This window comes from Gottfriedia sp. NPDC057948 (assembly GCF_042887255.1).
GTDB lineage: Bacteria > Bacillota > Bacilli > Bacillales > Bacillaceae_G > Gottfriedia.
On sequence record NZ_JBHVPN010000002.1, the window covers coordinates 271,699 to 296,653 of the forward strand.

Sequence of the window (24,955 nt, forward strand, 5' to 3'; positions counted from 1 at the left end):
CTCGTCAAAAAGTGATTAAAAAAAACAACATTCTCGTCGTTTTTTGTCAAAATAACACTTTTCATAAAGGTTTAACTCAATTGTTAGATTATTTAGTCTTTTGTATAGTTAAATTGTATACGTTCTCACTGGAGAACGGTACACAAAATATATACAATTTAGGGAGAGAGAAAGAAATGAAAAAGGTTAAGAGTAAAGTTGTAATAGGTATTGTATCTGCAGGTTTAGTTATTTCTGGAGGAATTGCATTCGCAAGTACTAACGCTGGGGAGTTATTAACAAATTGGGCAAATTCGAAAACTTCTGATGCAAAAACAGAGCTTTCTTCATCATACAAACCAAAATATGATTCTTCAGTTGCAGATATGAAAACTAACGTAAATAATTACAAAGTTGATGCTGCAAACACGATCGAATCAGTAGGAGACGCTCAAACAAAATTGGCAAATCAACAAATTAGTGCGGCTTTAAATGAGCATATTGCTGCAATTTCTGAGGCTATGGCAGCTTTAAACATGAGAATTCCTGCTGACTTTGCTAACTATGTTTCAACAACAAATGGCAAAACAACTTCTGATTTAAATGCATTATCAGATACGCTAAACAGTAGCTTTAACACTCAGCTTTCAGCAGTTGCTAAAAGTGCAGATACAAAACTTCAATCTAATTTAAATTCTTCTCGTACAACAGCTATAAACACGTTAACACAAAAAATTAATGATGCTAAAACTGAGATCTCTACTTTAATTAATGGTCAAGCATCTGATTCTGAAAAAGCTGTTTTAGAGCACTTATCATCTGAGATAACTCGTATCGAATCTTCACTAAAAGCTGAAATTGATGCACAAGAAGCAGCTTCTATCAAAACTTTAGAGGATACGCAAAAACAAACTGTTAGCGATGCAACTAAAGAGCTACAAGATTTAGTAGATGCAATTAATAAGTAAAAAGTAAATTTGTTAAAAGTTTGTTTTTTCATTGTAGTCATTGGGAGGTAAATTATGCAGAATAATACTGAAAAAACTAAAAAACAAACATGGATCTCCAAAAAATTTAATAAGCTTTTAATTGGATCTGTTACGTTAAGCGGTGGGTTACTAATCGCAACAACGTTATCATTTGCTGATACGAATTTACCAGCGGCAATGACTGCATGGACAAAAAAACAAACTCAGGAAGCAAGTGATTATATTATTGGCATGACAGAAGCAGAAACAATTAAGCAAAAAGCACGCTTAGTTAAAGAGGTGCAAGAGAAATCTAATGAATCTGCTGAAGAAATTCAACAATATGCAACGCAAAAAAGCTTAGAATCACAAGAAGAGCTTCAAAAGTATGGAGATCAATTGATTAAACAAATAGATAGTAAGAATGAAAAAGATGTACAAGATGCAAAAGCGAGAATTGATAAAATTATACAGAATGCTCAGGAACAAGTAAAAGAAGATATGAATCAACAGATTCCTAAGTTGAACTCAAATAATGAAACTGAAACATCTAACTCGAAAAAAGATGATTCACAAAATAGAAACAGCCAAGAACAGTCTAACGATGCAGGTCAACAGTAATGGGTGCTACTAAAATTGAAGAACAAAATACATTGGAAGAAAAGAGTACAAAAACTTTTAGTCAATCATTATCTGAATGGTTGAAATTCTTTCTGATTTTAAGTGTTCTTTTAGTGATTTTATTAAACACAGTTGGACTTACTAAAGTCAGCGGATTTTCGATGTACCCTACTTTAAATGATGGGGATGTAGTCTTAGTGAATAAATTTGCTCGTTTTACTCATGATCCACAGCTAGGTGATGTAGCGATTATGAGATTAGAATCTGAAGGATTTGATGTTGTAAAACGAATAATTGGCGTTCCTGGAGACACAGTTTTTATAAAAAAGGGAATTATTTATGTAAATAACGAACCAGTCCCTGAAATCTCTACAAATGGGACTTCGGAAGATATGGAAAAAATAACGGTTCCTAAAAACGACTTATTTGTTGTGGGCGATAATCGAGAGCCAGGAATTAGCTACGATAGTCGAAGTAAAGATTTTGGATTTATACCTATTAAAGATATTAAGGGGTATGTACTTATTTCAATTTTACCAATTCATAAAATTGCAAAACCACTTAAAGTGTAATCTGTCTAATGGAGGCACGAAGGAAAATGGAGAAGAAATCAATTAAAAAGAAAGTTGCAGTCGGTATACTGGCTGCAGGAATTTTAACAACAGGTACTGCATTCGCATCAACTAATGCTGGAGCATTATTTACAAACTTTGCCTCTCAACTATTAAATGACGCACAATCAACTGTAAGTAGTACATTAGGTTCGAAAACTACAGATGCAATTGGTGCCATGAAGGATCGATTAGGTTCTTTTTTATCTAACTCAGAAGATGGGGTAAATAATAAACAAGGCGAATTATCTCAAGCAGGAGCTAATTCAATTAATGGTCAGTCAAACGAACACGTTGAAGCGATCAACAATGCTTTAACTGGCATTAAACAAAATACGCCAAACGAATTTGCCCAATTAGTAAACCAACTAAATGGACAAACTACTAGCGGGGTTGAATCTGAAGTAAATGGATTAAAACCAGACTTCAGTTCACAAGTTGCAAACGGTAAACTATCAATTACTGCTGAGCAAGCAAAAGCGCTTGATGCTTTAGAAGATGAATTAGATAAAGCAAAGGCAAGTTTAGCAGAGTTAATTGAAGTACAAAAAAGCACTAATGATGCAAAACTAAAAGACTATTTAGCAGGTGAAATTGCTAGAATAACAGATGTTATTAATACTGCAACAAATGACTTAGAATTCAAAAAATCGAAAGCATTAGCTACTAAGGCAACAAATATTAAAAATGATACACTTAATGATTTAGATTCTGTAACTAGTGGATTATATACTCCGCAAAATAGTTTTCTAGCAGACTTTGAAAGTGCAAGTTCACCATTTTCTATTGCTGGTGATTGGGAAAGAATTAATTCAAAAGTAGATGGGAAAACTGACTATTATTTAATTAGCAGTAACGTTTCTAATAATAGTTCGTCTACTGCTGAGGTAACAATTAATGTACCAGATAACGCATATAATACATTCTTATCTTTTGATTATTTAGTACTTTCTCAACTAAATAAAGATATCTTAACGATCTCATTAGATGGCAATGTACTAGTTAGTGAATCAGGTACAGATAACCATTGGACAAATAAAAAACTCACTATTCAACCAGGTAAACATGTGTTAAAACTTACTTATGCTAAAGATAAATCTGGCAGCTCAAGTAAAGATGCTGGTTATATCGATAACATTTCTTTAAAATATGATTTACGTAAATAAATGATAAGAAGGGCGCTCTTCGTTTGAAGTGCGCCCTTCTTATTTTTGTTGGAAAAAAAATCTTCAAATTAAAATGGAAACATTTTAATTTGAAGGTTTATTTACCTTGTTTATACTTATTAAACTCAATAAATTTTAATAATTCATCTTTTGGTATACCTGAATTAATTGCTTCTTGAAGGATATCCATCCATTCAGAATCAATAATTTTAGTTGGATCAATATCATCTTTCAGGAGGCTTTCTGCCGTTGTATTGAAGACGCCAGCAATTTTTTCAAGTACTTGAATTGAAGGATTGCTTTGTAGATTTCGTTCAATCGAACTTATGTAAGATTTTGCGATACCAGCACGTTCTGCGAGCTCTGTAAGTGACATTCCATGTTGTAAACGTAGTTTTTTAATTCGTTCTCCAATCATATAAGCTACTCCATATCTTTTTGACTATTACAAAAAGTATATCATAGTAGGGAGTAGTTATCCTAGTTTTGACATGAATCTTTAACGCAATTGTAAAGAAATGATCGCACTTCATCAGGACTTATACCTACTTCAATGCACTCTAGTAGCAAGTCGATCCAGTTTAATTCGGCAGAATGTTTTTCCAATTGACTGTACATGGATAATGGCCTCCTAAAATTAAGGTATAAAATACCTAGGTAACCCTGCTATCTTAGTTCGTTTAATAGTTAAAAAATAAAGTGAAATAGTGCTTTTTAACTATGTTTACTGATTAAGATCAGTGGCTTTGCGTCCCAATCTCTCAACTGGTTTGCCTTTTTCTAGAGAGAGTTCTGGTGTATTTATTACAATTTTTAAAAAATTTATATCACAATTATATAATGAATCCAATACATAGTTTGTAGTAATTTGTAGTTTCAAAAAAAACAATAATATTGCTAATATTTCAATTATATTAAAAGCTTTAGATAAATCAAGGCGTTTTTTTACATTTGAAACAATTGGAAAAATTTTAAGAGAATACATTTCGACATTTGCAAAAAAAATGTCGAAATACCAAAAAATAACTGGAAAAATTTAGTGATTTTAGAATAATATTCAAGACTAGGCCAAAATAGAAGAAAACGTTTAAAAATGTACGGAGTTCACTCAAAATGGCATAGTTTTGAAATTTATAAAAATAGGAGGAAAGTAATGGGTAATTTGGATTTAATTGTAATTAAAGTTGATAAACTAAAAAAATAAAGTAATCAACAAATAGATTACTTTATTTTTAAGATTTTATCTTGAATTTCTTAATCTTTTTAATGCATAACGATAACTAGATCGAACACTGGATTCTTTCATATTTAGGCAATATGCGATTTGTGGAAACTCATGATTGTAGTAGATACGTCTAATTAGAATTTGCTTCTGTAAGGGAGAAATCCCATCTAGAAAACTTATAAAATTATCTAGTGAAAATACTTCGTCACAATATATTACATCTTCATGGTTTTGTTCTACTACTACGTTTCTCTCATCATATTTAATTGCTTTGGATAGCTCGTTTAATAAATAGCCTCTAACTGTAATATAAGCATAACTTGAAAAGCTCCCTTTCTCAGTTTGATACTGCTGATAAGCCTTCCACAATGCTATTTGACCAATTTGATAATATTCATCAAAGTTTTTATAAATATGTAACTTCTTCATAGTTGCTTTTATCATTCGGGAATACTGGTTTAAGCATTCCTCGAATGTACTTGGCTTTAATTTTCCTGAAATAACTTGATAATCTACATGTTCTTCACTACATTTCATGCTTACTGCCTTTCTAAAAAGGCATGCCCTTGTGTGTATTCCGCGGTGATGTAACTATATAAAAATTTAAAAAACATATCATATTTGGATACATCAATTAAGAATAAAAAAAATAGAGTGAAATGTGAGTTTCATATTTAAAACTTTAAATTTGCCAGAAATAATTAAATGAAATCTTATCTATTTATATTTTTAAACGTAAGTAAAGTTTACTAAAACACAGGCTAAACGGTCATAGAAGTTTCAAAAATACGGAAAGATAATTTTGATATAATCGATATGTAAAAAATCCTAAAAAGGAGGCACATATGTCAAAATTAGATTATGTTGTATCGTATGAAACAATGCTGATTGAAGCTGCGGATCATCCAGAGTTTTTAACCAAAATAACTGATAAAAACAAAGGGGTGATCTATTCAAAGCGGCCAATGAAAGCAATCTTGAATGAATCCGCCCTCTACCATAATCAATCTATTAAAGGTCATCTCGAAGTCGTAAAAAGTAAATATCCAACTATGAAAAAGATTCCTCTTATGATTAATCCCACATTATCAATTATTATGATTCCTACATCTTCGCAAAATAACATATCTTGCAAATGGCTAAATTTTATCCAAATAAATAAATATATAAAAGAAAAAAGAAAAACAAAAATACAGTTTAGGAATGGAGAAGAGAGGGTATTCCCAATTTCTTATTACATTTTTGATAAACAAATTAGTAAAGCCACAAAGATTATTAGTATGTATTTAAGTCAGAAAGTAGAGTATAAGCTAAAATCAGATGAAGAAAAGTTAATGATGATTAAGGAATTAATAGAAGGATATTCTTCTGATTGGTAGGCTTAGGTAAGTTATTTTAGGAAAGCAGGGGCAGGAAATACAAAAAGCAGGCCTTAAGATCTTATTTGATCATAAACCCTGCTTTTAATCTTTTTGAATCTATTCTTTTATTATGCCTTAAATAACTTCTTGTTCAGGTATTCTAATTGTCCATTGTGAGAACGCATTTATTTCTACTAGTTCTTTAGGGAAGATAAATGTCCATGGTTTACTCGTATTTGCTTGGATTGTTAATGGAGGTAGTGTGAATAAACCTTTCGCAATTATTTCGCCATTCTCATTTAACATTTCTAGTGGTAGTAATTCTAGACTAACAGCTTGTGTTGATCCATTTCGAACTAAAATATTAACGCCTAAGTTTCCTTCTTCATTATAGCTTGCTCGTAAAGCATGTAAGCTCACTTCATTTATACGTAATTTAGGTAAAGAATTTACAAGATTGCTTAATTCTGAAATTTGTTCTTCAGTAAGTCGGCCTTCCCATGATGGATCTATATCTAATCGGTGGATAGTTTTTGATAAATCAAATGCTAACTCAAAACCTGTTTCAGGCAAGTCCTCTTTTAGTAAATACTCTCGTTCAAATACAAAACGCCATGGGCGGCTACTGCAAGGAGGCATTTCGCCAAGCTCTTCCAATCTAAATCCTTTTTTAGCTAAGAGTTCTCCTTCTTCACTAATCAATAATAGAATTGCGTCTTCTAAACGAACTAATTTTTCTAAACTGTTACGAACGAATGCAGTAACAGTTGCACTTCCGTCATCATTAGTTTCAAGCTCGATTGCAGATAATGATAATTGATTTGGTTTTAAAGGAGAAAGCTCGTTATTTAAAAATTGATAAACATAACGCTTTTCATCCTCAATATGCATTAATGGGTGGAATGAAATTTTAGGAAAAATTTCAACCACTTCATTTTCTTCAACTTGAACTGCTTGATCAGTAGATGTTTGTTGCAATAAATCACTCGATGAAACTGTTGAATCTTTACCTTTTTGTAATAAACGCTTAATCGACGATAACATTTTGTTTTTCTACCCCCTGTGGACAAGATAATTCTTGGAATGTTGAAGCAAGACTTGCTGATATTTCTTGTTGTATTGAGTTATAAGTATGTTCAAACAGAGTAAATCCATCAAATTCATATAGTCGAATTGGATCTTCTTGTTGATACTGTCTTAAGTGTATCCCCTCAATCAATTGTTGTAAATGCTCTAAATGTTCAGTCCAATATAAATCTATAGTACTTAATGCCGTGCTTTTTAAAACACTAATAAGTTTTACTTTTTTCTCTTCCTCCATACCGTTTAATACATTTTTATATACTGAAAAAGCTTCTTTTACGTTATGCCAAATCTCTTGTTCAGTATTAAAATGTTGAATATCTATTCGAAGTGGTGGTATAAGTTGTTCAAGTGCTGTTTTACCTTCAAGTAGATCCCAATCTTCAGGTGTACTATCTTTAGGATAGAATTGAATTAATAAGTGATCAATAGTTTCTTCAGCTTGATCAATAAACCAGTCTAAACCAGTTTCATTTTGTAAAAAGTTATTTCTTAATTTATAAATAATACGGCGATGTTCATTTGCAACACCATCTAATTTAAGCTGCCATTCACGAATTAAAGATTGATTTCCTTCACAGAGCTTTTGTGTATATGCAACAAAGTCTTGAATCGTAGAATTTAGTACTCTACCAAATTGATCAGCCTGTAGATTTTTATATAATTTCTCTAGCTTTTCTGTATTATATTTTACAAATAATTCATCTTCTAATGACAGATAGAATTGAGATGAACCAGTGTCCCCTTGTCTCCCTGCACGCCCTTTTAATTGTAAATCAATACGCTCACTTTCATGACGTTCGGTTCCAATTACATGAAGACCTCCTAAATCTGATACACCATCAGCTAATATGATATCAGTCCCTCGACCCGCCATATTGGTTGAAATGGTAATCATACCTATTTGACCAGCATGGGCAACCATCTGTGCCTCTTCTTCAACATTTTTTGCATTAAGGAGCTGAAACTTTATCGATTCTTTCTCTAATAATTCTGCGAGTTCTTCAGATTGACGAATGGAGGTTGTTCCAATTAGAATTGGTTGTCCCTTTTCATGTCGTAATTTTACATCAGCCAGAACTGCCCTGAGTTTTTCTTCTGTTTTTTCAAACACAATATCCTCGTGGTCAATACGAATTACCGGTTTATTAGTAGGAATTCGATAAACTTCCATGTTATAAACATGTAGGAGTTCTTTTTCTTCCGTTTTTGCAGTTCCAGTCATGCCAGAAAGAATTGGGTACATACGGAAATAATTTTGTATTGTTACAGATGCAACGGTATGATTTTCTTCAGTTGTTTTTAACCCTTCTTTTGCCTCGATTGCTTGATGGAGACCGTTACTTAATGAGCGTCCTTCCATCATTCGGCCAGTAAATAAGTCAATTAGTCTAATCTCGCCTTCGTGAATTATATAATCAACATCGCGTTGAAATATTAAATCGGCTCGCAATGCGTTATGAACATAGTGGAAAAGCGTTGTATGTTCTAGGTCATATAAATTTTCTACCATAAAGGCTTTTTCAATCTTTGAAATACCTTCTTCGGTTAAAGTAATTGCCTTAGTTTCTTGATCTAAAAAATAATCACTACCGTTTATAAACGTGCGAATAAAGCGTGCACAAAGCGAATATAAGTGTGATTGTGCGGTTTTTTTTCCTGCAATAATTAGTGGTGTTTTTGCTTCATCTATTAATATTGAGTCAACTTCATCAATAATTGCATAATGATATGGGCGTTGAACTTGTTCAAAGAAAGAAGTAACCATATTATCTCGTAAATAATCAAAACCAAATTCTGTTCCGATTCCATAAGTAATATCTGCATTGTATGCAGCTTTTTTAGCCTCCAAAGGTAAATTGGGAATGTTTAAACCTACTGTAAGACCTAAAAATTCGTGGATTTGCCCAATTTGAACCGCATCGCGTCGGGCCAAATATTCGTTTATGGTAATAATATGTACGCCCTTTCCCTCAAGCGCACGAGTATAGGCAGGTAATGAAGAAACCAATGTTTTTCCTTCCCCAGTTGGCATTTCAGCGATATTTCCATCTAGTAATGCAAGTCCCCCAATTAATTGAACATCATAATGGCGCATCCCTAAAACACGTTTTGATGCTTCACGTACTAGTGCAAAAGCATCTATCGTAATTTCATGAATAACAGCTTCTTTATTAGAAATTTTTTGCTTTAATAGATAAGTAAATTCACGCAAATCTTCATCTAGAAGACTTTCAAAGAATGGCTCCTTTGTATTTATCTCTTGAACAACTTTTTCATATTCCTTTAATTTTCGATTGCCAATAATTTTTTGCAAAGTCTGGATCAAGGATGTTCCCTCCTGAGCTGGTAATCTATCAAGTCTCTTCTTTAAATGTATCATAAGTTTTACGGGACTCAAGGTGTAAATAGTGGGAATTTATAGAAAAGATTGAAAATTATATTATTAATACTAAAGGAACAATTAGTAGGAATCAAAATGAAGCGAACGATCTTTAAGTAAAAATAACTAGTTAATTTCAAAATGTGACAAATTACTTACTTCCTATTATATATAATCTTAGTAGTTTCATATTAATAGTCTACTAAGATATGAGGGAGAGAGCTTTATTGAAGACAAAGATCGGTATAATCTTTTCTGCTGCAATACTTTTAACAAGTATATTTAGTTCACCATCGTTGAAGCATAGAGGCACTAAACATGAGACCAATTTAATAAGTAATAATGAAGTAAAAGCTGCAACAAATCAAACTAGTAGTGGACAATCAACACTTCAAATGGTTGAGACAAATCAACAAAAAAAATGGGAAGCACTACAACTGAATCCACTCCCAAGTAGTAAAAATCTATCGTATAGTTTCAGTAATAGTACAAAAGTGTTTACAAAACCTTTCCCAGAGCAGTATCAAACTATTAATGGGATATTGAGCTTTCGAGGCGGACCTTTCCGAAATAACGGTTCGATGGGAACGACAGTTATTTCAAAGCAAAAGTTAGTTAAGAGTTGGTCGTTTCAAACATCTTCTTCATCTGGATGGGGCGGGGGCTCAGGATGGACTGGCCAACCTAGTGTAATTGAATGGAAACCACAAGAACAAAAAATTATGAATTTATATTCTCAATTTAAAACAAAGTCAAATTTTAAAGAAGTAGTTTATGGATCTTTAGATGGAAGAGTTTACTTTTTAGACTTAGCAACAGGGAAGAAAACAAGAAATCCAATTAATATTCAAAATCCAATTAAGGGTAGCGTGGCTCTTGATCCACGTGGTTATCCTCTTTTATACGTTGGACAAGGTATACCACAAACCGGAAAAATAGGTATGAGGATTTATAGTCTAATTGATGGCTCTCAATTAGCATTTATTCCAGGAATTGATTCCTATTCTTTTCGTGGTTGGGGAGCTTTTGATGGCTCCGCGTTATTTAACCGAGAAGATGATGCGATGTTAGTCGGCGGGGAAAATGGACTAGTTTACTTTATCAAACTAAATACCAAATATGATCCTAAGGCTAAAACGATAAAAATTTCTCCAGTAATTTCAAAATATCGATATAAACTTAAAAATAATTCATACCAAGGTATTGAAAATTCAGTAGCGGTATTTAAGAATATTGCATATTTCGCCGATAATGGTGGTGGTATTCAAGCGCTGGATATTATTAAGAAAAGGCCAATTTGGGCAAATAATGCATATGACGATACAGATGCGTCAATTGTCATTGAGAATTCTAATGGTACACCGTTTTTATACACAGGTTCTGAAATCGATAAACAAGGAACTAAAGGCTATGCACGCATTCAAAAGTTAAATGGGCTTACTGGTAAAGTAATTTGGGAGAAAAAAATACCGGGTTATTCGATAAAAGGTAATCATCCTGTTAATGGTGGACTGTTAGCGACTCCAATTGTTGGAACTGGGCCATTAAAAGGGCAGGTTATTTTTAATATTTCAAGGTATAAAACGATAAATGGGGGCTTATTAATTAGTTATGATACTGTTACTGGAAAAGAAAAATGGCATTTAGATTTACCAAACTATGCGTGGTCATCTACAGTAGGGGTTTATACAAAGGATAATAAAGCTTACTTAATTCAAGGTGATTCTGTAGGGAACCTGTACTTAATAAGTAGTAGCGGAAAAATGATCCATAAGATTAATCTAGGTGCCAATATTGAGGCGTCTCCAGTTGTAGTTGGTCAACAAGTAATTGTTGGAACTAGAGGAGGTAAATATGTTAGCGTCAATATCCAATAAATATTGTGATGAAAGATCCCTAATTCCGTTTGTGGAGCTAGGGATTTCTTGTGTATTTGATATAGGATTTTTTAAACGGTCTTTTCAGTTGTGTTAATAACATATTAAACTTCTATTAAAAGAATTGGATTTTTAGCAAATAGATTAGATAATATGATAGATGTATTTATTTTAATTAATTAATTTATTTAGAACTGTATTAGAGGAGTGAAAGAATTTGGCTAATAAGGCAGAAAACAATGTTGAAAGTCGTTCAGAACATAGAAAACTTAAGAATAAGGAAGATGGTTTAAGTAATAAACGATACTTTTCGTTAATACTCTCGATAGCTGGAGTACTTATAATTGGTGCTACAGCAATTTTTTATGTCTACCCAAAAATAATGAATGAAGGTAATTTTCATCCGGAAAATGCTTCTACAAAGGCAGTAGCGGATAAGGATGTAAAAAAAGAAACAAAGAGTGATAAGACGACTGAAACTAAAACTAAGGAAGTTGCTAAAGAAACAACTACTAAGGAAACAAAAGCTACTGATGAAGAAAAGCAATCAAAAGATTATGTTTTACCGGAAAGTAATAGTAGAAAACTAACGAATGCAGATCTAATTAAATTAGCTCCTGATGATTTACGTTTAGCCAGAAATGAAATCTATGCTAGGCATGGTTTAGTATTCAAATCTAGTGACTTGACGATTTATTTCACCACGAAGTCTTGGTATAAACCTAATCCAGCATATAGCGGAGAGCTTAATGATGTAGAAAAATATAATTTAAATTTAATTAAATCAAGGGAATAGTTGGAAATACGACAGTTTCTTCTTCAATTGTATCAAGTTATAAATTAGTAATAAGCTATTAAAAAAAGCAAAGTTCAGTGATTAATGAACTTTGCTTTTTTACTAACTCTAATGCTTTTGATAAGAAAATACTTGTATTGTCTTAAAGGTTAATCTCGGTTTCTTGATTATCAAACCATTTTAAGATTTTCTTTGCTCCATTTTCCTTAGCTACTTCTTTTAATGTCATTCCATCCACATTCTTTATTGATAAGTCTGCACCTTTTTTAATTAGATACTGGAATGTTTTTAAATCATCTACTTCATATATTGTATCAAAAATAGGCGTTTCTCCAACATTGTCTGGTTGGTTAATATCTGCTCCGTATTTTAGTAATAAGTCAATTGCTTCCTTGTCACCCAAATAAGCTGCAGCATGTAAGATTGTCCAATCATCTGCATCTCCTATAGTAGGATTTGCTCCATTATCAAGTAATAACTTTAGCATCTCTAAGTTTAGAGGTTCTCCATCAGTATATGATGCTTTAAGAAGTGGAGATTCATGATCTCTATTCAATTCATTTACGTCTTCTCCTTCGTCAATTAACTCTTTAACTTGTTCAATATCGTTATCAAGTACTGCTTGCGTTAATGGTGTTTCCGCAGATAAATAGCCATCAACGAATGATTGTGCTAGTGGAATCGCTTTTTCTACTAATAAACCTGCACCTACTATAACCCCGAATGACAACCCGAATACAATTACAGCAATTCCGTACACGCGTTTTGGTGTTTTAAATTTAATATTACTTTCTACATTATTAAAATGAAGCAAAGCGTTAATACGTTTTGGTAAAGTTGGATGGGACATTAATCGTTCACTTAACCAGATAAAAAAGCCTTTTTCATTGCTACTATTTAATAAATATTCATGCTGATCAATTTGTTGATAATATTTGCGACCAATAGCTAACATTGTAAGTGCTTGAGTCGATGCTTCAAAATCATTTATATAATGACTAGCCATTCGATCACTTGTATACTCACATGCACGTGAATATGCCGAACCTAAAAAAGGAACCCAATTTGCAGGCAATACAAAAGCCTGTTTTAGAATATGATTTCGTTTAATATGTGCAAGCTCGTGTGCAATCACGAAATCAACTACTTTTGGATTTGATTCAATCTCTTCGAATAGATCTGAATATAATACAATCATATTCCGTCCAAAGAAACGCGTAGCAAAGGCATTTAACAGTCCTCCAGATTGGACTACATAAACATCTGGTAAGAAATAAAAGCCCATTTCCTTTGAAATTTCTCTTGTTCTGAAATATACTTCTGGAAATTGTTTTTCAGTAATCTTAACACCATTCATACGTATGTGGGCAGTGACAATTAAATGGGCAAAGAGAGGTAAAACGATTAAAATTCCTAAAATAATAAGACCAACAACACTTAAAATAAGTAAAAAATAAATTGGAATACTAATAAGTAAAAGTAATATAAAATAAATCGATTCTTTCCGATTAACTAACGACTTCAATTTCTCTCCTCCTATATCTCAATTCTTATAGTTTAACAAGTAAATGGATAGGATGTCATACATATATTTAAGAGAAATGAAACCAATTACTTCCACTAACTAATAAAAAAATTTCTTTTTACCCTTTAAATAAAAAATAGTATGATAGACTATAGTCTACTTTTTTAAGTATTTATTTAGATTCAATTTATATATTAAAAACATGCACTTTATAGTATGAAAATTTAAGGGGAAGTTAAAAATAAATGGAAACTCAGTTAAGAGAACAAAATTCCTTGTCAAGAGCGGGTATACGAATAATGCGAAAAAACCGAATACCTAGTTTTAAAAGAAAATGGATGTTTATTTTAATACCAATTCTCGCGATATTAATGACACATTTAACATTAAATTACTTAAATTCGCCTAAAAGATTAGTGAAGATTTTTGATAAAGCTGTATCAGATAATAATTATAAAGAAGTCACACATATGCTACAAAAAGGCGGTACGGGGGCATCCCTAGATGAAGACTCAGTAATCGCGTTTATGGATTACTTAAATAGCTATGATGTTTTAGATAATTTAGACGATATGATCCAAAATAATAAAGTAATTAATAGTAAGTTAATAGACAGTCGTGGAAATTATGTGCTTTCAATTAAAAAGGGTAGTAAATTATTAGGGATTTATCAAACGTATTTAATAAGTGCCCAACCATTCGAACTAAAGATTTCTTCACCGATTGATGACGTTGAATTAAAATTAAATAATCATATTACACATTTAAATAAAGATGAATATGAAACAACATACCACAAAATTTTACCTGGAAAGTACACTATGGCTGTTTCATATAAAGGTGTTTATAGTGATGTTAAGGATTCAGTTGATATAGATTTTTCTTCTGCTTCAAAAAATAAGTTATCACAAGAATTAACTTTTAATGTTAGTTATGTCCAAATTTACTCGAACGAACCTGAGGCAGAACTTTTTGTAAATGGAAAAGATACGGGGCAAAAAGTAAGTGAACTAGATCGTTTTGGTCCTTTTTTATTAAATGGTAAAACAGTAGTTCATGCTGAAATTGAAAAGAATGGTGAATTATTTAAAACGGATGATATTCCGGTTACAGGAAAATATGTAGATTTAATGTTTGATACGCCAGTTGAAAATCAGGACGAGAAAGATCAAAAAGATGGTTTCTTTGCAGGACTTAAACGTTTTTTTGATAAGTATTTACCTAGTCCAAAGCCTTCTTCTGATTTAGAAGAAAAGCAACTAATCAACGGCTTGTTTAATCAAAATGGCCAAGCATTCTTACAGTCTAAGGAATATCAAGACAAAATTAAGAAAAAGGATACAACGCAAAAACTCACAAGCTTTTCTATGAAAGATTCAAAGCAAGATGATTCAGGTATGATCATTACAACAAATGAGTCGTATGAGATCACTGATAAACATGGTAAAACTAAAATGAAATCATTTGAAATTACTTACCACTTCTCAAGAGAAAATGATGAATTAAAAATGGATCATATTTTAGAAGTAAAAGAGATAAAGTAAATTGTAGAAAAGAGTCCAATTTAAGTTGGACTCTTTAGTGTGTAGACAAAGTACAAAAACTTGAGTTTCAGACTGATTGCAAGCGTTTGTCTTTCGAGGCGCGAAGCCTGGTGAGGAGCGGAGTTACCCTAGACGGTAATGAGCACCGTAGACAGGCGAAGCAACGAAGAAAGCGAGCGTTTTCGGGCAGTCTGAAGAGTCCAATATAGGTTGGACTCTTTTTTTTTGAATGCAGAGTGGAAGATCCCGCAATTATTAAGCTAGGATTAAAAGGGTACAATTCTTATTAAATGATTATTATAAGAAATATTTCTTTTTTCACATTTTAATGTCAAATATATGTAGTTTTAGCACATTACTTTTTTAAATAGGAATATTCGTTATAATGTATTAAAGAGAAATGTTTGGAGGTAATGAAAAAGAATAGAATGTGGAAATTTATTAAAAGACTTCTTTTATTTACACTTCTGATGTCAATTATTGGGTTATTTGCGATCTATCGTTACTATTTCCAAGATGTGCTGAAGTATGAAACACAAGTTTACACTGAATTAAAGACGTCTGATTTAGAAGAATACACACCTTTATTACTAGGACTAATGATGCAAGAAACGAAGGGTAAAGGAAAAGATCCAATGCAGGCTTCAGAATCATTAGGATTGGCGAAGGATAGTATTCAAGACACTTCAAAAAGCATACAACAAGGGGTCTCACACTTTAAAGACGTGTATTCCTATGGTAAAAAGCAAGGTGTTGATTTACAAACCATCATACAAAGTTACAATATGGGGATTGCTTATATTGATTTTGTAAAAACACATGGAGGTAAACATACAGTTCAACTTGCTAAAACTTATTCTCTATCGATGGTGGAGAAGAATCCTGAGCTTTATACGTGTAATAATAATAAGAAAAATTTCAGATATCCATATTGTTATGGTGACTTCACATATAGTCAAAAAGTAATGAAGAAAACAAAGTACTTCGAGATTTTAGTCCCACTTAAACATAATATAGTAGGAAAACCATAGTCCATGAAGAAGAGATAAATGTCTTCTTTATGGACTTTTTAACTTTTTTTTTAGAATTATGTCAATTTAATTACAAAATGGTTGTCGTTTCGATAAAATTAAACAATTTCCTTTTTTTACCGATATAATTATTGAAAAAACAATTCAAATTCCGACATTTTATGACTTATACTTAATTTTAGTGTTAATTTTTTGTTAATTTCATTTTTAAAAAATTATAGTTTATTAATTTTACTAGTTTAATAGAATTGGATTGTTTTATTCTACGGCTTAAATGTAATAATGGTAGGAAAGGAAAATTTGATACATGAAAAAAATGGGAAGAGTACTTTTGGTATCAACAGGCATATTAGTAGGCACCTCCAGCATTTCCTGTCCTAATATCGGTTTGGAAACATCAAAAGCGAGTGCAGCAATTGTAAATATTAAAACAAATTATCAAACGACAGCAAATCTATATTTAAGACAGGGTGCAGGTACAACCTATAAATCACTTGTGATTATTCCAAAAGGAAAAGTAATTACCGCTACTCAAAGTAATGGTAATTGGTACAAAGTGACTTATAGTTCAAAAACTGGTTGGGTAAGTGGTACGTATTTAAAGGAATATTATAAATATACTACTCAAGCGACCGCTTATTATTTTACAAATAAAACTACTAAGCTATATCCAACGCCTGATACAAAAAAAGCTGCAGTATATTCTGTAGTTGTTAATAATGGATTTTACAGTACTCAAAACATTGTAAATAGCATTGGCCAAACATGGTTCCGCGTTAGTTATAATGGCAAAAACTTGTATGTAAATAGCGCAGATGTTACGAAAAGTGCGGTAGCTACATTTGCACCAACAAAATATAAAGCAATTAAAAATACAAGTTTATATCAAACCTATGGTGCATCTTCTAAAGTACTATCAAGTATTCCAAGTGGTACGGTCATTTCATCATCAAAACGTGTCGGTAACTGGTATAGCGTCACGCTTAACGGTAAAACAGGATATGTTTATATTAATAATTTTACAAAAGTAAATGAAGTAAAATATGAAACAACAAGTACTGCATATTATTTTACGAAAGCAGTCACTAACTTATATGCAACTCCAGATGCGACAAAACCTGTAGTAACTACAGTTAATGGAGATAACGGCTTCGCTTCAACTCAAAAAGCGACAGATCTAGTAGGGAAGATCTGGTATCGAATTAATTACAATGGAAAAAATCTGTATGTTAAAAGTGAAGATGTATCTGCAAATAGCTTCACAACATTTACTACTACAAAATATAAAGCGCTTAATGCAACATATTTATATGAATCGTTCGGCAATGCATCAAAACAACTTATTCAAATTCCAAAAGATACAGTTATCCCGATTAGCAAAAAAATTGGTAATTGGTATAGTGTGTCTTATAACGGTGTAAATGGATATGTAAGAACAGCAGATTTCGGAAAAAGTGATGTCGTGACGATAACTAATATAACCGATACGACTTATATTACGACTTCAGAATTAAATTTGCGTCAAACGTATGATGCTTCTTCACCGTTGCTTACAGTAATTCCCGTTAATATGGTTTTAATGGTGACTGATAAAACGTCTAACAATTGGTATAAGGTTAGTTACAATGGGAAAACGGGATATGTATCAGGATCATATATCAAACAAGTAAAAACTGGTGACCCAATGACATCAAGAGATAGCTATCAGTTTATTGATCTGCGTACACCTTCGCCTGTAACTGCTGCGCAAATTAATACCTATATTGCTAACAATGTGAAAAGTGGAGTTAAGAGTATACTGACTGGTCAGGGACAATTGTTTATTGATGCTGGAAATAAATATGGTGTAAATGCACTTTATTTAGCAGCGCATGCCATTCATGAAAGTGGATTTGGTACTTCTCAAATTTCATTAGGTAAAAATAACTTATTTGGCTTTGGCTCATATGACACAACACCATATATAGCTTCATACAAATTTATGAGTGTACAAGAAAATGTAGAGTATATTGCTCGCTCAATTAAATCTACTTACTTAAACCCAAGTAACTGGAAATATAAAGGTGCATATCTTGGTTTTAGTACGAAAGATATGAGCAATGTAAGAATAGATGCAGCGAGTGAAGGGATGAATTTTTATTACGCGACTGATCCAAACTGGGGTAAATTGATTGCTCAACATATGCAAAAAATTCTACCATTTAATAAAGCGTACTATGATCAAGCTCAACCGAATACTACGATTCCAGGAAGTCCATCAACTCCTGTTGGAAGTGATGTATTCCCTGCTAATATCCAAGCGGTTGCAAAAGGAAACATTGATCTATACACCGCAAAGGGAGATACGGCTAAAGTTAAATCGATTACAGCCGGTACAACTTTCCTTCTTCTTGAAAAAACAAATAATTATTGGATTAAATTATCAATAGATGGGAACGTTTTTTGGACAAATAGTATCAAATTAAATGCATATAGGCAAACCTTATCTGTTAAAAACTTAGGTAGAATAACAACAGATGGTTTAAACGTGCGCTCAGCTGCAACTACAGCTGTAAACAATGTAATTGGTAAGTTAAACCTTAATAATTACGTAAGTATTGTTACAAATATAGATGGTACTTTAACAATGGATAGTACAAAAAAATGGTATGAAATCCAACTAGCGAATGGAAGCTTTGGATGGGTATCTTCAAGTTATGTCAAACAAGAATTAAAGTAAAAAAAGTGACTCCTTGTGAGTCACTTTTTTACTAGTTTAATTGAGTGACAATTTTAAAGAATAATATGTTTATATGATACAATGAAAGATAGAAAATTATTTAAGTAGATTGGGGAGGGGGAAAAGTTTGAAATTAAAAATATTAAAAGTTGCTTTATTAACGACACTTTCTATTGGTTTACTTGCAGGAAAAGCATCAGCAGCTACGGATTGGTCTACGAAATGTTTGCCAATTGGCGAAATTAAGCCAAAGGAAAATCCATCTAATCAACAAATTAACTGTTTATTAACCAGTGCAGCGCTAAATGCAAAAATTCCACCAGAAGTTGTAATTGGTGTTGCAGGGCAAGAATCTTCTTGGAGACAGTTCGAAAATGGTTCAGCTTCAACTGACGGTAAAGGTTACGGAATTATGCAAGTTACCGACAATAGGTATGATCAAGATAAATTACAAAGTGATATTATTTATAATATACAAGCCGGTGTTGACATTTTAAATGAAAAGTATGAATTACAAAATACTGCCCAAATTCCTAAAATAGAAGGAGCAGGGCGAGATATTATTGAAAATTGGTATTTTCCTGTTATGGCATACAATGGTCTAAAACCTGTAAATAGCCCAATTAAACGTAGTGACAGTTCTAGAAATTGGAATACGTACCAAGATCAAGTATTTAATAAAATACAAGCTGAAAGCTATATAAATGATACAACTTTAGCCCAATATCCATTTAAGTATAATGATTTTGAATATGATTCAAATAGTAGTGAGAATATAAAGTTTAACACATTACAGTATTTTCTGAATGATGAGCTACATGAGTCAGCCTATGTACTTAAAAAGGGCGATATCGTTAAAGTAACTGAAGGGAATGCAAATTTAAGAGTACAACCTAAAAGGGATTCAACAGGAACTTTACTTCCATTAAATAAGACTCTAGTTATCGATGGAGATTTCAAATATACTGAAGGGCAAAGTAGCACAGATCATCCTATATGGTATGTTTGGTTCCCAGTAAAAACAACTGATGGAAAAACATCAGGATATATATCTTCTGCATATATTGCCAAAAAGAAAGATTTTGTAGCTCCAATCGTAACAGGGGTGAAAAATAATATTTCTTATAATAAAGACGTAAAGATTACATTTGATGAAGGTACAGCTTTATTAAATGGTGCAGGTTTTAAAAATGGTCAAATCGTTAGTAAGACGGGCAAATACACTTTAGTTGTGAAAGATGAAGAAAGTAACACAACGACAATCACCTTTACAATTGATAAAACAAAACCTACAACTCCAACAATGAATACAGTTTCAGATCAATCAACTACTATTACCGGAACAGCAGAAGCAGGTTCTACAGTTAAACTATATATTAATAGCAAGCTTCAAAAAAGCACGACAGCTGCTTCAAATAAAAGCTACAAATTTACAATTTCAAAGCAAAAAAGTGGAACGACAGTAAGTGTAACTGCTACTGATAAAGTTGGAAATGTAAGTGCAACAAAGTCTTTAAAAGTATTAGATAAAACACCACCAGCACTTCCAGTTGTTAATAAAGTTACTTCAAAATCAAAAACTGTAACAGGTAGTGCTGAGAAATATGCTTCAGTGAAGATTTATCGAGGAAGCGCATTAATAGGTCAAAGCTCGGTTAATTCCAGTGGTAAATTTTCTGTATCAATAAAAGTACAGAAAGCAAACACATATTTAAAGGTTTATGTCACTGATAAATCGGGAAACAAAAGCGTTCGTACAATTAAAGTTGTAAAATAGTTAAAATACGATGCAATAAGTTTTTTTCTTATTGCATTGTATTTTTTTATTTTTCAAGTTCTTATTGGAAAGAGTAAGTTTATTTGTTTAGAACTTTACAATTGCTTCACGATAATTAAGTAGACGAGGATCTGTTTTACAAAATATTTTTAAGATGAATGCGATTTGTTTTTAATATGTGGATAACTTGTGAATAAAATTAATACTTATCGACAGGAAGAAAAGATTAACAATTTTCATTTTGGTAGAATTTTGTCGTATCTTTATATTTCTTAGCTACTTGAATTAATTTATAAACAAGTGGTTTGTGGATAACTATTATATGTTATCCACAAATTGTTAATAAACTTCTGAAATTGTGGGTAATTTTCGGAATTTAAAATGTTTTTCACGTTTACAAACATTTTAATGACTAATGATACTTATTATTAAAGAAATTCAAAGGCCATTTCCCAATTGAGAAATGGCCTTTTGTTAAGCTATTCTTATTTTTGATATAAAGAATTTTGAACTTGTCTTATATTACCTAACGAGCACCTTCACCAGTCAAGACAACTTTAATTGTTTTAAACATAATTTGAATGTCCAACATGATTGATCGATGTTCAATATAGTGTAAATCCAAGACTAACTTCTCTTTCGGTGTTAATTCATAACCGCCATTCACTTGTGCCCAACCAGTTAACCCTGGTTTGACTGTTAAGCGATTAGTGAAGCCTGGTACTTCATGATTAAATTTTACTAAAAAAAACGCTCTTTCCGGTCTAGGACCAACAAGACTCATATCTCCACGTAAGACATTGACGAACTGTGGTAATTCATCGATACGAGTTTTTCGAAGGAAGTGACCAAGTTTTGTAATGCGAGGATCATCTGTACTAGCCCATTGTGGTCCATTTATCTCTGCATCCATACGCATTGTTCTTAACTTGTAAATATTAAAAATCTTCCCATTTAATCCAACTCGTTCTTGGATGAAAAGAGCAGGACCAGGAGAATCAATTTTAATTAATGCGATAAAGAACAAAACGAATGGTAAAGAAATGACAAACGCGAGCGACGCAAAGACTATATCCAATGTTCTTTTTATAAATGAATAAAAAATACTTTTCTTTTTTAATGACTCAAGTTGTTGAATTGAGTAGCGGCTTTCAACCTTTTGTTGAGTATTCTGTAAGGCCATTTAAACACCCCAGTTTATAATTTAGGCCCATCCTTGCAAGTGCATTGCAACATGTCCTAATGTATAACGTTTACGTTTTATAACATCATAACAATTATAAATGTTCGCAGAAAAAAATCAAATTATTTTTATGTTACAAGCTTATTACTCCACATAAAAAGTTCACAAGGGTACCTTACACTTATAGTGTGTGCAAGAATGATTTATTAATCGGCATTACAATAGTTAGTAATTGATCAAACTTTTGTCCAGGTCGACTTTTTAGGTATTATTATTTTAGCATAAAGTAAGTGGAAAAATACGTCGCGTTATAATAGCACTTTCCCAAAGGAATTAAAACCCCATATAGATATAGAAGCGTTTTGTCTCTATACTTAACGTTATTGTAAGAAAATAAAAGCGCTTGTTATATGGACAAAGGATCTTACTACATTCTAATAACAGTTAAATTTATTTAATTTGTGTGTGGGGATTAATCCTTTTTATAACCTTGGTTTTGTAATTGGGTATGTAATAACAATATTTTGATGATTCTCCTTATAATTTATTATGAATAAATTTAGTTTTTTTATCCTTCATTAAATCCTTGTTTTTTTGTTTCTCCAAAAATCAACTCCCTCTTCGTAATTGTTCAAGAATTTTTTAGCATTTTTCATTGCATTATATTTGATTTTGAATTAAGCGAACGAAATTTATTAATTTATGTAGTTCCATTAAGGACTATATTTACTATTGAGGTGGAGTATTGCTTTTTAATCATACGATTGTAATAAAATGCTCTTATTTAATTTCCGCATTATTAAGCTTATTACCGCAGAAGAAATATGATTCTAATATTTTTTGAACATTTAGGATAATCTTCTTCTTAAAAAAGGTGTAATCTATAATTTTTAAATGAAAAAACGAATTAAATTAGTGGGGATATAGCTGGATATGACCAAAGATGAAATGGATTTATCACTTAGTTTTCAATCTTGTTAAATTTAATTTAAATTGAGTAGAAATCTCTTGATGTGGAATCAGTAATTGATATAAGTTTTTTATGCATAGTGGATATACAGTTTGATATTCATGTGAATATGAAAACTTTACATATACGTGTGAAATGATTAGATCATATTGTAGTTGCTAAAGTTTAAAATTAAGTTATTAAGCATTATTTCTAATGTTACTGTATAAAATCTTGTCAGTAAATACTTACTTTTGAAGAATGTTAGTGTTTTTTAAGGAATGGAATGAATAATTGTAGTAATATATTGAAGTGAGTCGAAATTTTGTTTAATTTAGTCGAAAGGTTAGGTGTTAAATGCTAGCGAATTATTTCACTGTTTGTGGCTTTGGTAGTCATGAGATTGAGATTGAAAAATCGAAATTTATTTGTTACATAAATGAAGCGAAAACTGAAGTTGATGCGCAACGATTCATTTCAGAAATTAAAAAAAAGCATTTTGATGCATCTCATAATTGCTCAGCTTATTTAATCGGTGAAAATGATGAAATTCAAAAAGCCAATGATGATGGTGAACCGAGTGGTACGGCTGGAGTTCCAATGTTAGAAGTTTTGAAAAAGAGAGGATTAAAAGATACAGTTGTTGTTGTAACAAGGTATTTTGGCGGTAAAAAGCTTGGAGCAGGAGGCTTAATTCGTGCATATGGACAGGCAGTCAGTGAAGGGTTAAATGCTGTTGGAATTGTTGAGCGTTCATTAGTTAAAGTAATGAACGTAAAGATTAATTATAAATTGTTAGGCAAAGTAGAGTTCGCTTTACGGAACTCACATTATCATTTAGAAAATGTTAACCATATGGAAGAAGTAAGCTTTGAACTTTGGATTAAGATTAATGAAGTAGAGATCTTCAAAAACTGGATGATTGAGTTAACAAATGGTAGTTGCCATATAAATGAAAGTATTGTTAAATACATGTAGTAGTCTTGCTTTATAAATAGTAAATATATGACTAATTTCAAATAGAACAATCATACTAACTTTAAAGGAGGTCTATTCGAAATATGAATCAGAATCATTCTCGAAAAATGGCCAAGAAAAGAAGAAAGAAAAAGAGAGGCTTAATTGCTAGGGTATTATTACTTATCATTATAGTAGCCTTAGTGTTTGTAGGATATAAAGGCGTTAGAACATATCTTGAATTAAATAAAGCAACAAAGGGAGAAGATATTTCTTCAAACTTAAGAAATGAAAAAGTTGCAATATCGAAAGATCCAATATCGATTCTCTTCTTAGGGATTGAGAACTATTCAACTGGTGGAAAAGGTGGACGAACTGACTCGATGATCCTTGCTACCTTTAACCCTAAAACGGAGACAATAAAAACAATGAGTATTCCTCGAGATACATATGTAAGTATCCCTGGACATGCAGATAAAACTAAAATAAACCATGCATATTCATATGGCGGTTTACAATTAACAGTTGATACGGTTGAGCAATTCTTAAATGTACCAATTGATTATTACGTTACTGTCGACTTTAATGGCTTTAAAAACATAGTTGACGCTGTTGGTGGAATTACTGTTGATGTACCTTTTGACTTCTGGGAAAATACAGATACTACACCAAGGAGAAAGGTTTACTTTAAAAAAGGTCCGATGAAATTAGATGGAGAACAGGCATTAGCATATTCTCGTATGCGTAAACGTGATCCTCGTGGTGACTTTGGGCGTGAAGAAAGACAACAGCAAGTAATTAAAGCGATCTTAACTGAATTAAAATCACCTGAAACAATCATGAAAATGGATCAATATGCGAAAGTGTTCAGCAAAAATATTAGTACAAACATGAAAATAAGCGGTGGTATTTCACTTGCGAAGCATTTACCTAATATCACTGAAAATGACTTGGAAACTATAAAATTAAAAGGTCACGATGATACGATTCACGGTATTTACTATTATGTTCCTGAAGAGGAAAGTGTAAAAGAAATTACTAGTAAATTCCGAGTTCACTTAGGTTTAGAAAAACCACCTACAACAAAAACAACTAATACAATTAATTCAGATAGTAGTTCTGAAAATGAAAATAGTACCAATCAATAAATAGGCAGAAAGCTGATTCTTTTACAGGAATCAGCTTTTTTATTGGGTCAAT

General features: G+C 31.9%; 19 protein-coding genes and 1 riboswitch. Of the genes, 13 read left to right on the forward strand and 6 right to left on the reverse strand.

Annotation, left to right across the window (positions count from 1 at the left end):
• The first annotated feature begins 176 nt into the window (after positions 1-176).
• From ACFVRR_RS05240 to ACFVRR_RS05255, 4 genes are read left to right on the forward strand one after another with little or no spacing between them, the layout of a single operon-like run.
• On the forward strand, positions 177-947 hold the full coding sequence (locus tag ACFVRR_RS05240; protein ID WP_387325495.1) for a hypothetical protein: 771 nt from the start codon (positions 177-179) through the stop codon (positions 945-947).
• A gap of 54 nt (positions 948-1,001) precedes the next feature.
• On the forward strand, positions 1,002-1,568 hold the full coding sequence (locus ACFVRR_RS05245) for a hypothetical protein (RefSeq protein WP_387325498.1): 567 nt from the start codon (positions 1,002-1,004) through the stop codon (positions 1,566-1,568).
• The gene (gene lepB, locus ACFVRR_RS05250; RefSeq protein WP_387325500.1) at positions 1,568-2,140 is read left to right on the forward strand and encodes a signal peptidase I; all 573 of its coding nucleotides are present in this window, start codon (positions 1,568-1,570) and stop codon (positions 2,138-2,140) included. Before ACFVRR_RS05245 ends, lepB begins: the two co-directional genes overlap by 1 nt.
• Before the next feature lie 26 nt (positions 2,141-2,166).
• Complete coding sequence (locus ACFVRR_RS05255) at positions 2,167-3,345, forward strand: hypothetical protein (RefSeq protein ID WP_387325502.1); 1,179 nt, start codon at positions 2,167-2,169, stop codon at positions 3,343-3,345.
• A gap of 97 nt (positions 3,346-3,442) precedes the next feature.
• On the opposite strand, the gene ACFVRR_RS05260 is transcribed toward ACFVRR_RS05255, so the two are convergent.
• Entirely contained in the window at positions 3,443-3,763 is a 321-nt protein-coding gene (locus ACFVRR_RS05260; RefSeq protein WP_025671315.1) for a helix-turn-helix domain-containing protein, read from the reverse strand.
• Positions 3,764-3,998: 235 nt separating this feature from the next.
• A riboswitch (cyclic di-GMP riboswitch) is annotated at positions 3,999-4,130 on the reverse strand.
• Positions 4,131-4,585: 455 nt separating this feature from the next.
• Positions 4,586-5,107: a sigma-70 family RNA polymerase sigma factor gene (locus ACFVRR_RS05265; protein ID WP_387325504.1), complete on the reverse strand. Its 522-nt coding sequence runs from the start codon at positions 5,105-5,107 to the stop codon at positions 4,586-4,588.
• 308 nt (positions 5,108-5,415) lie between these two features.
• Between ACFVRR_RS05265 and ACFVRR_RS05270 the strand changes: the two genes are divergently transcribed.
• Positions 5,416-5,949 (forward strand): competence protein ComK, encoded by a 534-nt coding sequence (locus ACFVRR_RS05270; protein ID WP_387325507.1) that lies wholly within the window; start codon positions 5,416-5,418, stop codon positions 5,947-5,949.
• Positions 5,950-6,066: 117 nt separating this feature from the next.
• On the opposite strand, the gene ACFVRR_RS05275 is transcribed toward ACFVRR_RS05270, so the two are convergent.
• Positions 6,067-6,975, reverse strand: coding sequence for an accessory Sec system S-layer assembly protein (locus ACFVRR_RS05275; protein WP_387325510.1), 909 nt, complete (start codon positions 6,973-6,975; stop codon positions 6,067-6,069).
• Positions 6,959-9,343 carry an accessory Sec system translocase SecA2 gene (gene secA2 / locus ACFVRR_RS05280; protein WP_387325512.1) on the reverse strand — a complete coding sequence of 795 codons (2,385 nt, stop codon included), beginning with the start codon at positions 9,341-9,343 and terminating at the stop codon, positions 6,959-6,961. Before secA2 ends, ACFVRR_RS05275 begins: the two co-directional genes overlap by 17 nt.
• A gap of 281 nt (positions 9,344-9,624) precedes the next feature.
• On the opposite strand from secA2, the gene ACFVRR_RS05285 reads away from it, so the two are divergent.
• Together ACFVRR_RS05285 and ACFVRR_RS05290 are read left to right on the forward strand one after the other, a co-directional pair.
• The gene (locus ACFVRR_RS05285; RefSeq protein ID WP_387325515.1) at positions 9,625-11,274 is read left to right on the forward strand and encodes an outer membrane protein assembly factor BamB family protein; all 1,650 of its coding nucleotides are present in this window, start codon (positions 9,625-9,627) and stop codon (positions 11,272-11,274) included.
• A gap of 217 nt (positions 11,275-11,491) precedes the next feature.
• Positions 11,492-12,070: a YARHG domain-containing protein gene (locus tag ACFVRR_RS05290; protein ID WP_387325518.1), complete on the forward strand. Its 579-nt coding sequence runs from the start codon at positions 11,492-11,494 to the stop codon at positions 12,068-12,070.
• Positions 12,071-12,212: 142 nt separating this feature from the next.
• Here ACFVRR_RS05290 and ACFVRR_RS05295 read toward each other — a convergent pair whose 3' ends face one another.
• Positions 12,213-13,595: a M48 family metallopeptidase gene (locus ACFVRR_RS05295; protein WP_387325521.1), complete on the reverse strand. Its 1,383-nt coding sequence runs from the start codon at positions 13,593-13,595 to the stop codon at positions 12,213-12,215.
• Between the two features lie 245 nt (positions 13,596-13,840).
• Between ACFVRR_RS05295 and ACFVRR_RS05300 the strand changes: the two genes are divergently transcribed.
• The 4 genes from ACFVRR_RS05300 to ACFVRR_RS05315 all read left to right on the forward strand — a co-directional run bounded on the left by ACFVRR_RS05300 (position 13,841) and on the right by ACFVRR_RS05315 (position 20,666).
• Positions 13,841-15,139, forward strand: a complete 1,299-nt coding sequence (locus ACFVRR_RS05300) for a TcaA 3rd/4th domain-containing protein (protein WP_387325523.1) — start codon at positions 13,841-13,843, stop codon at positions 15,137-15,139.
• Positions 15,140-15,552: 413 nt separating this feature from the next.
• Positions 15,553-16,170 carry a lysozyme family protein gene (locus ACFVRR_RS05305; RefSeq protein ID WP_387325526.1) on the forward strand — a complete coding sequence of 206 codons (618 nt, stop codon included), beginning with the start codon at positions 15,553-15,555 and terminating at the stop codon, positions 16,168-16,170.
• A gap of 307 nt (positions 16,171-16,477) precedes the next feature.
• Complete coding sequence (locus ACFVRR_RS05310; RefSeq protein WP_387325528.1) at positions 16,478-18,889, forward strand: SH3 domain-containing protein; 2,412 nt, start codon at positions 16,478-16,480, stop codon at positions 18,887-18,889.
• 127 nt (positions 18,890-19,016) lie between these two features.
• Positions 19,017-20,666 carry an Ig-like domain-containing protein gene (locus ACFVRR_RS05315; RefSeq protein WP_387325531.1) on the forward strand — a complete coding sequence of 550 codons (1,650 nt, stop codon included), beginning with the start codon at positions 19,017-19,019 and terminating at the stop codon, positions 20,664-20,666.
• 526 nt (positions 20,667-21,192) lie between these two features.
• Here ACFVRR_RS05315 and ACFVRR_RS05320 read toward each other — a convergent pair.
• Positions 21,193-21,849: a sugar transferase gene (locus tag ACFVRR_RS05320; protein ID WP_097975012.1), complete on the reverse strand. Its 657-nt coding sequence runs from the start codon at positions 21,847-21,849 to the stop codon at positions 21,193-21,195.
• Positions 21,850-23,155: 1,306 nt separating this feature from the next.
• Between ACFVRR_RS05320 and ACFVRR_RS05325 the strand changes: the two genes are divergently transcribed.
• Both ACFVRR_RS05325 and ACFVRR_RS05330 read left to right on the forward strand, forming a co-directional pair.
• Positions 23,156-23,776, forward strand: a complete 621-nt coding sequence (locus ACFVRR_RS05325; RefSeq protein ID WP_387325534.1) for a YigZ family protein — start codon at positions 23,156-23,158, stop codon at positions 23,774-23,776.
• 83 nt (positions 23,777-23,859) lie between these two features.
• Positions 23,860-24,903, forward strand: a complete 1,044-nt coding sequence (locus ACFVRR_RS05330) for an LCP family protein (RefSeq protein WP_387325536.1) — start codon at positions 23,860-23,862, stop codon at positions 24,901-24,903.
• Positions 24,904-24,955: the final 52 nt, after the last annotated feature.

Bases quoted from the DNA above. Each gene is read 5' to 3' on its own strand.
- ACFVRR_RS05240 (WP_387325495.1), top strand. From the start codon at position 177: ATGAAAAAGGTTAAGAGTAAAGTTGTAATAGGTATTGTATCTGCAGGT.
- ACFVRR_RS05245 (WP_387325498.1), top strand. From the start codon at position 1,002: ATGCAGAATAATACTGAAAAAACTAAAAAACAAACATGGATCTCCAAA.
- lepB (WP_387325500.1), top strand. From the start codon at position 1,568: ATGGGTGCTACTAAAATTGAAGAACAAAATACATTGGAAGAAAAGAGT.
- ACFVRR_RS05255 (WP_387325502.1), top strand. From the start codon at position 2,167: ATGGAGAAGAAATCAATTAAAAAGAAAGTTGCAGTCGGTATACTGGCT.
- ACFVRR_RS05260 (WP_025671315.1), bottom strand. From the start codon at position 3,763: ATGATTGGAGAACGAATTAAAAAACTACGTTTACAACATGGAATGTCA.
- ACFVRR_RS05265 (WP_387325504.1), bottom strand. From the start codon at position 5,107: ATGAAATGTAGTGAAGAACATGTAGATTATCAAGTTATTTCAGGAAAA.
- ACFVRR_RS05270 (WP_387325507.1), top strand. From the start codon at position 5,416: ATGTCAAAATTAGATTATGTTGTATCGTATGAAACAATGCTGATTGAA.
- ACFVRR_RS05275 (WP_387325510.1), bottom strand. From the start codon at position 6,975: ATGTTATCGTCGATTAAGCGTTTATTACAAAAAGGTAAAGATTCAACA.
- ACFVRR_RS05300 (WP_387325523.1), top strand. From the start codon at position 13,841: ATGGAAACTCAGTTAAGAGAACAAAATTCCTTGTCAAGAGCGGGTATA.
- ACFVRR_RS05305 (WP_387325526.1), top strand. From the start codon at position 15,553: ATGAAAAAGAATAGAATGTGGAAATTTATTAAAAGACTTCTTTTATTT.
- ACFVRR_RS05310 (WP_387325528.1), top strand. From the start codon at position 16,478: ATGAAAAAAATGGGAAGAGTACTTTTGGTATCAACAGGCATATTAGTA.
- ACFVRR_RS05320 (WP_097975012.1), bottom strand. From the start codon at position 21,849: ATGGCCTTACAGAATACTCAACAAAAGGTTGAAAGCCGCTACTCAATT.
- ACFVRR_RS05325 (WP_387325534.1), top strand. From the start codon at position 23,156: ATGCTAGCGAATTATTTCACTGTTTGTGGCTTTGGTAGTCATGAGATT.
- ACFVRR_RS05330 (WP_387325536.1), top strand. From the start codon at position 23,860: ATGAATCAGAATCATTCTCGAAAAATGGCCAAGAAAAGAAGAAAGAAA.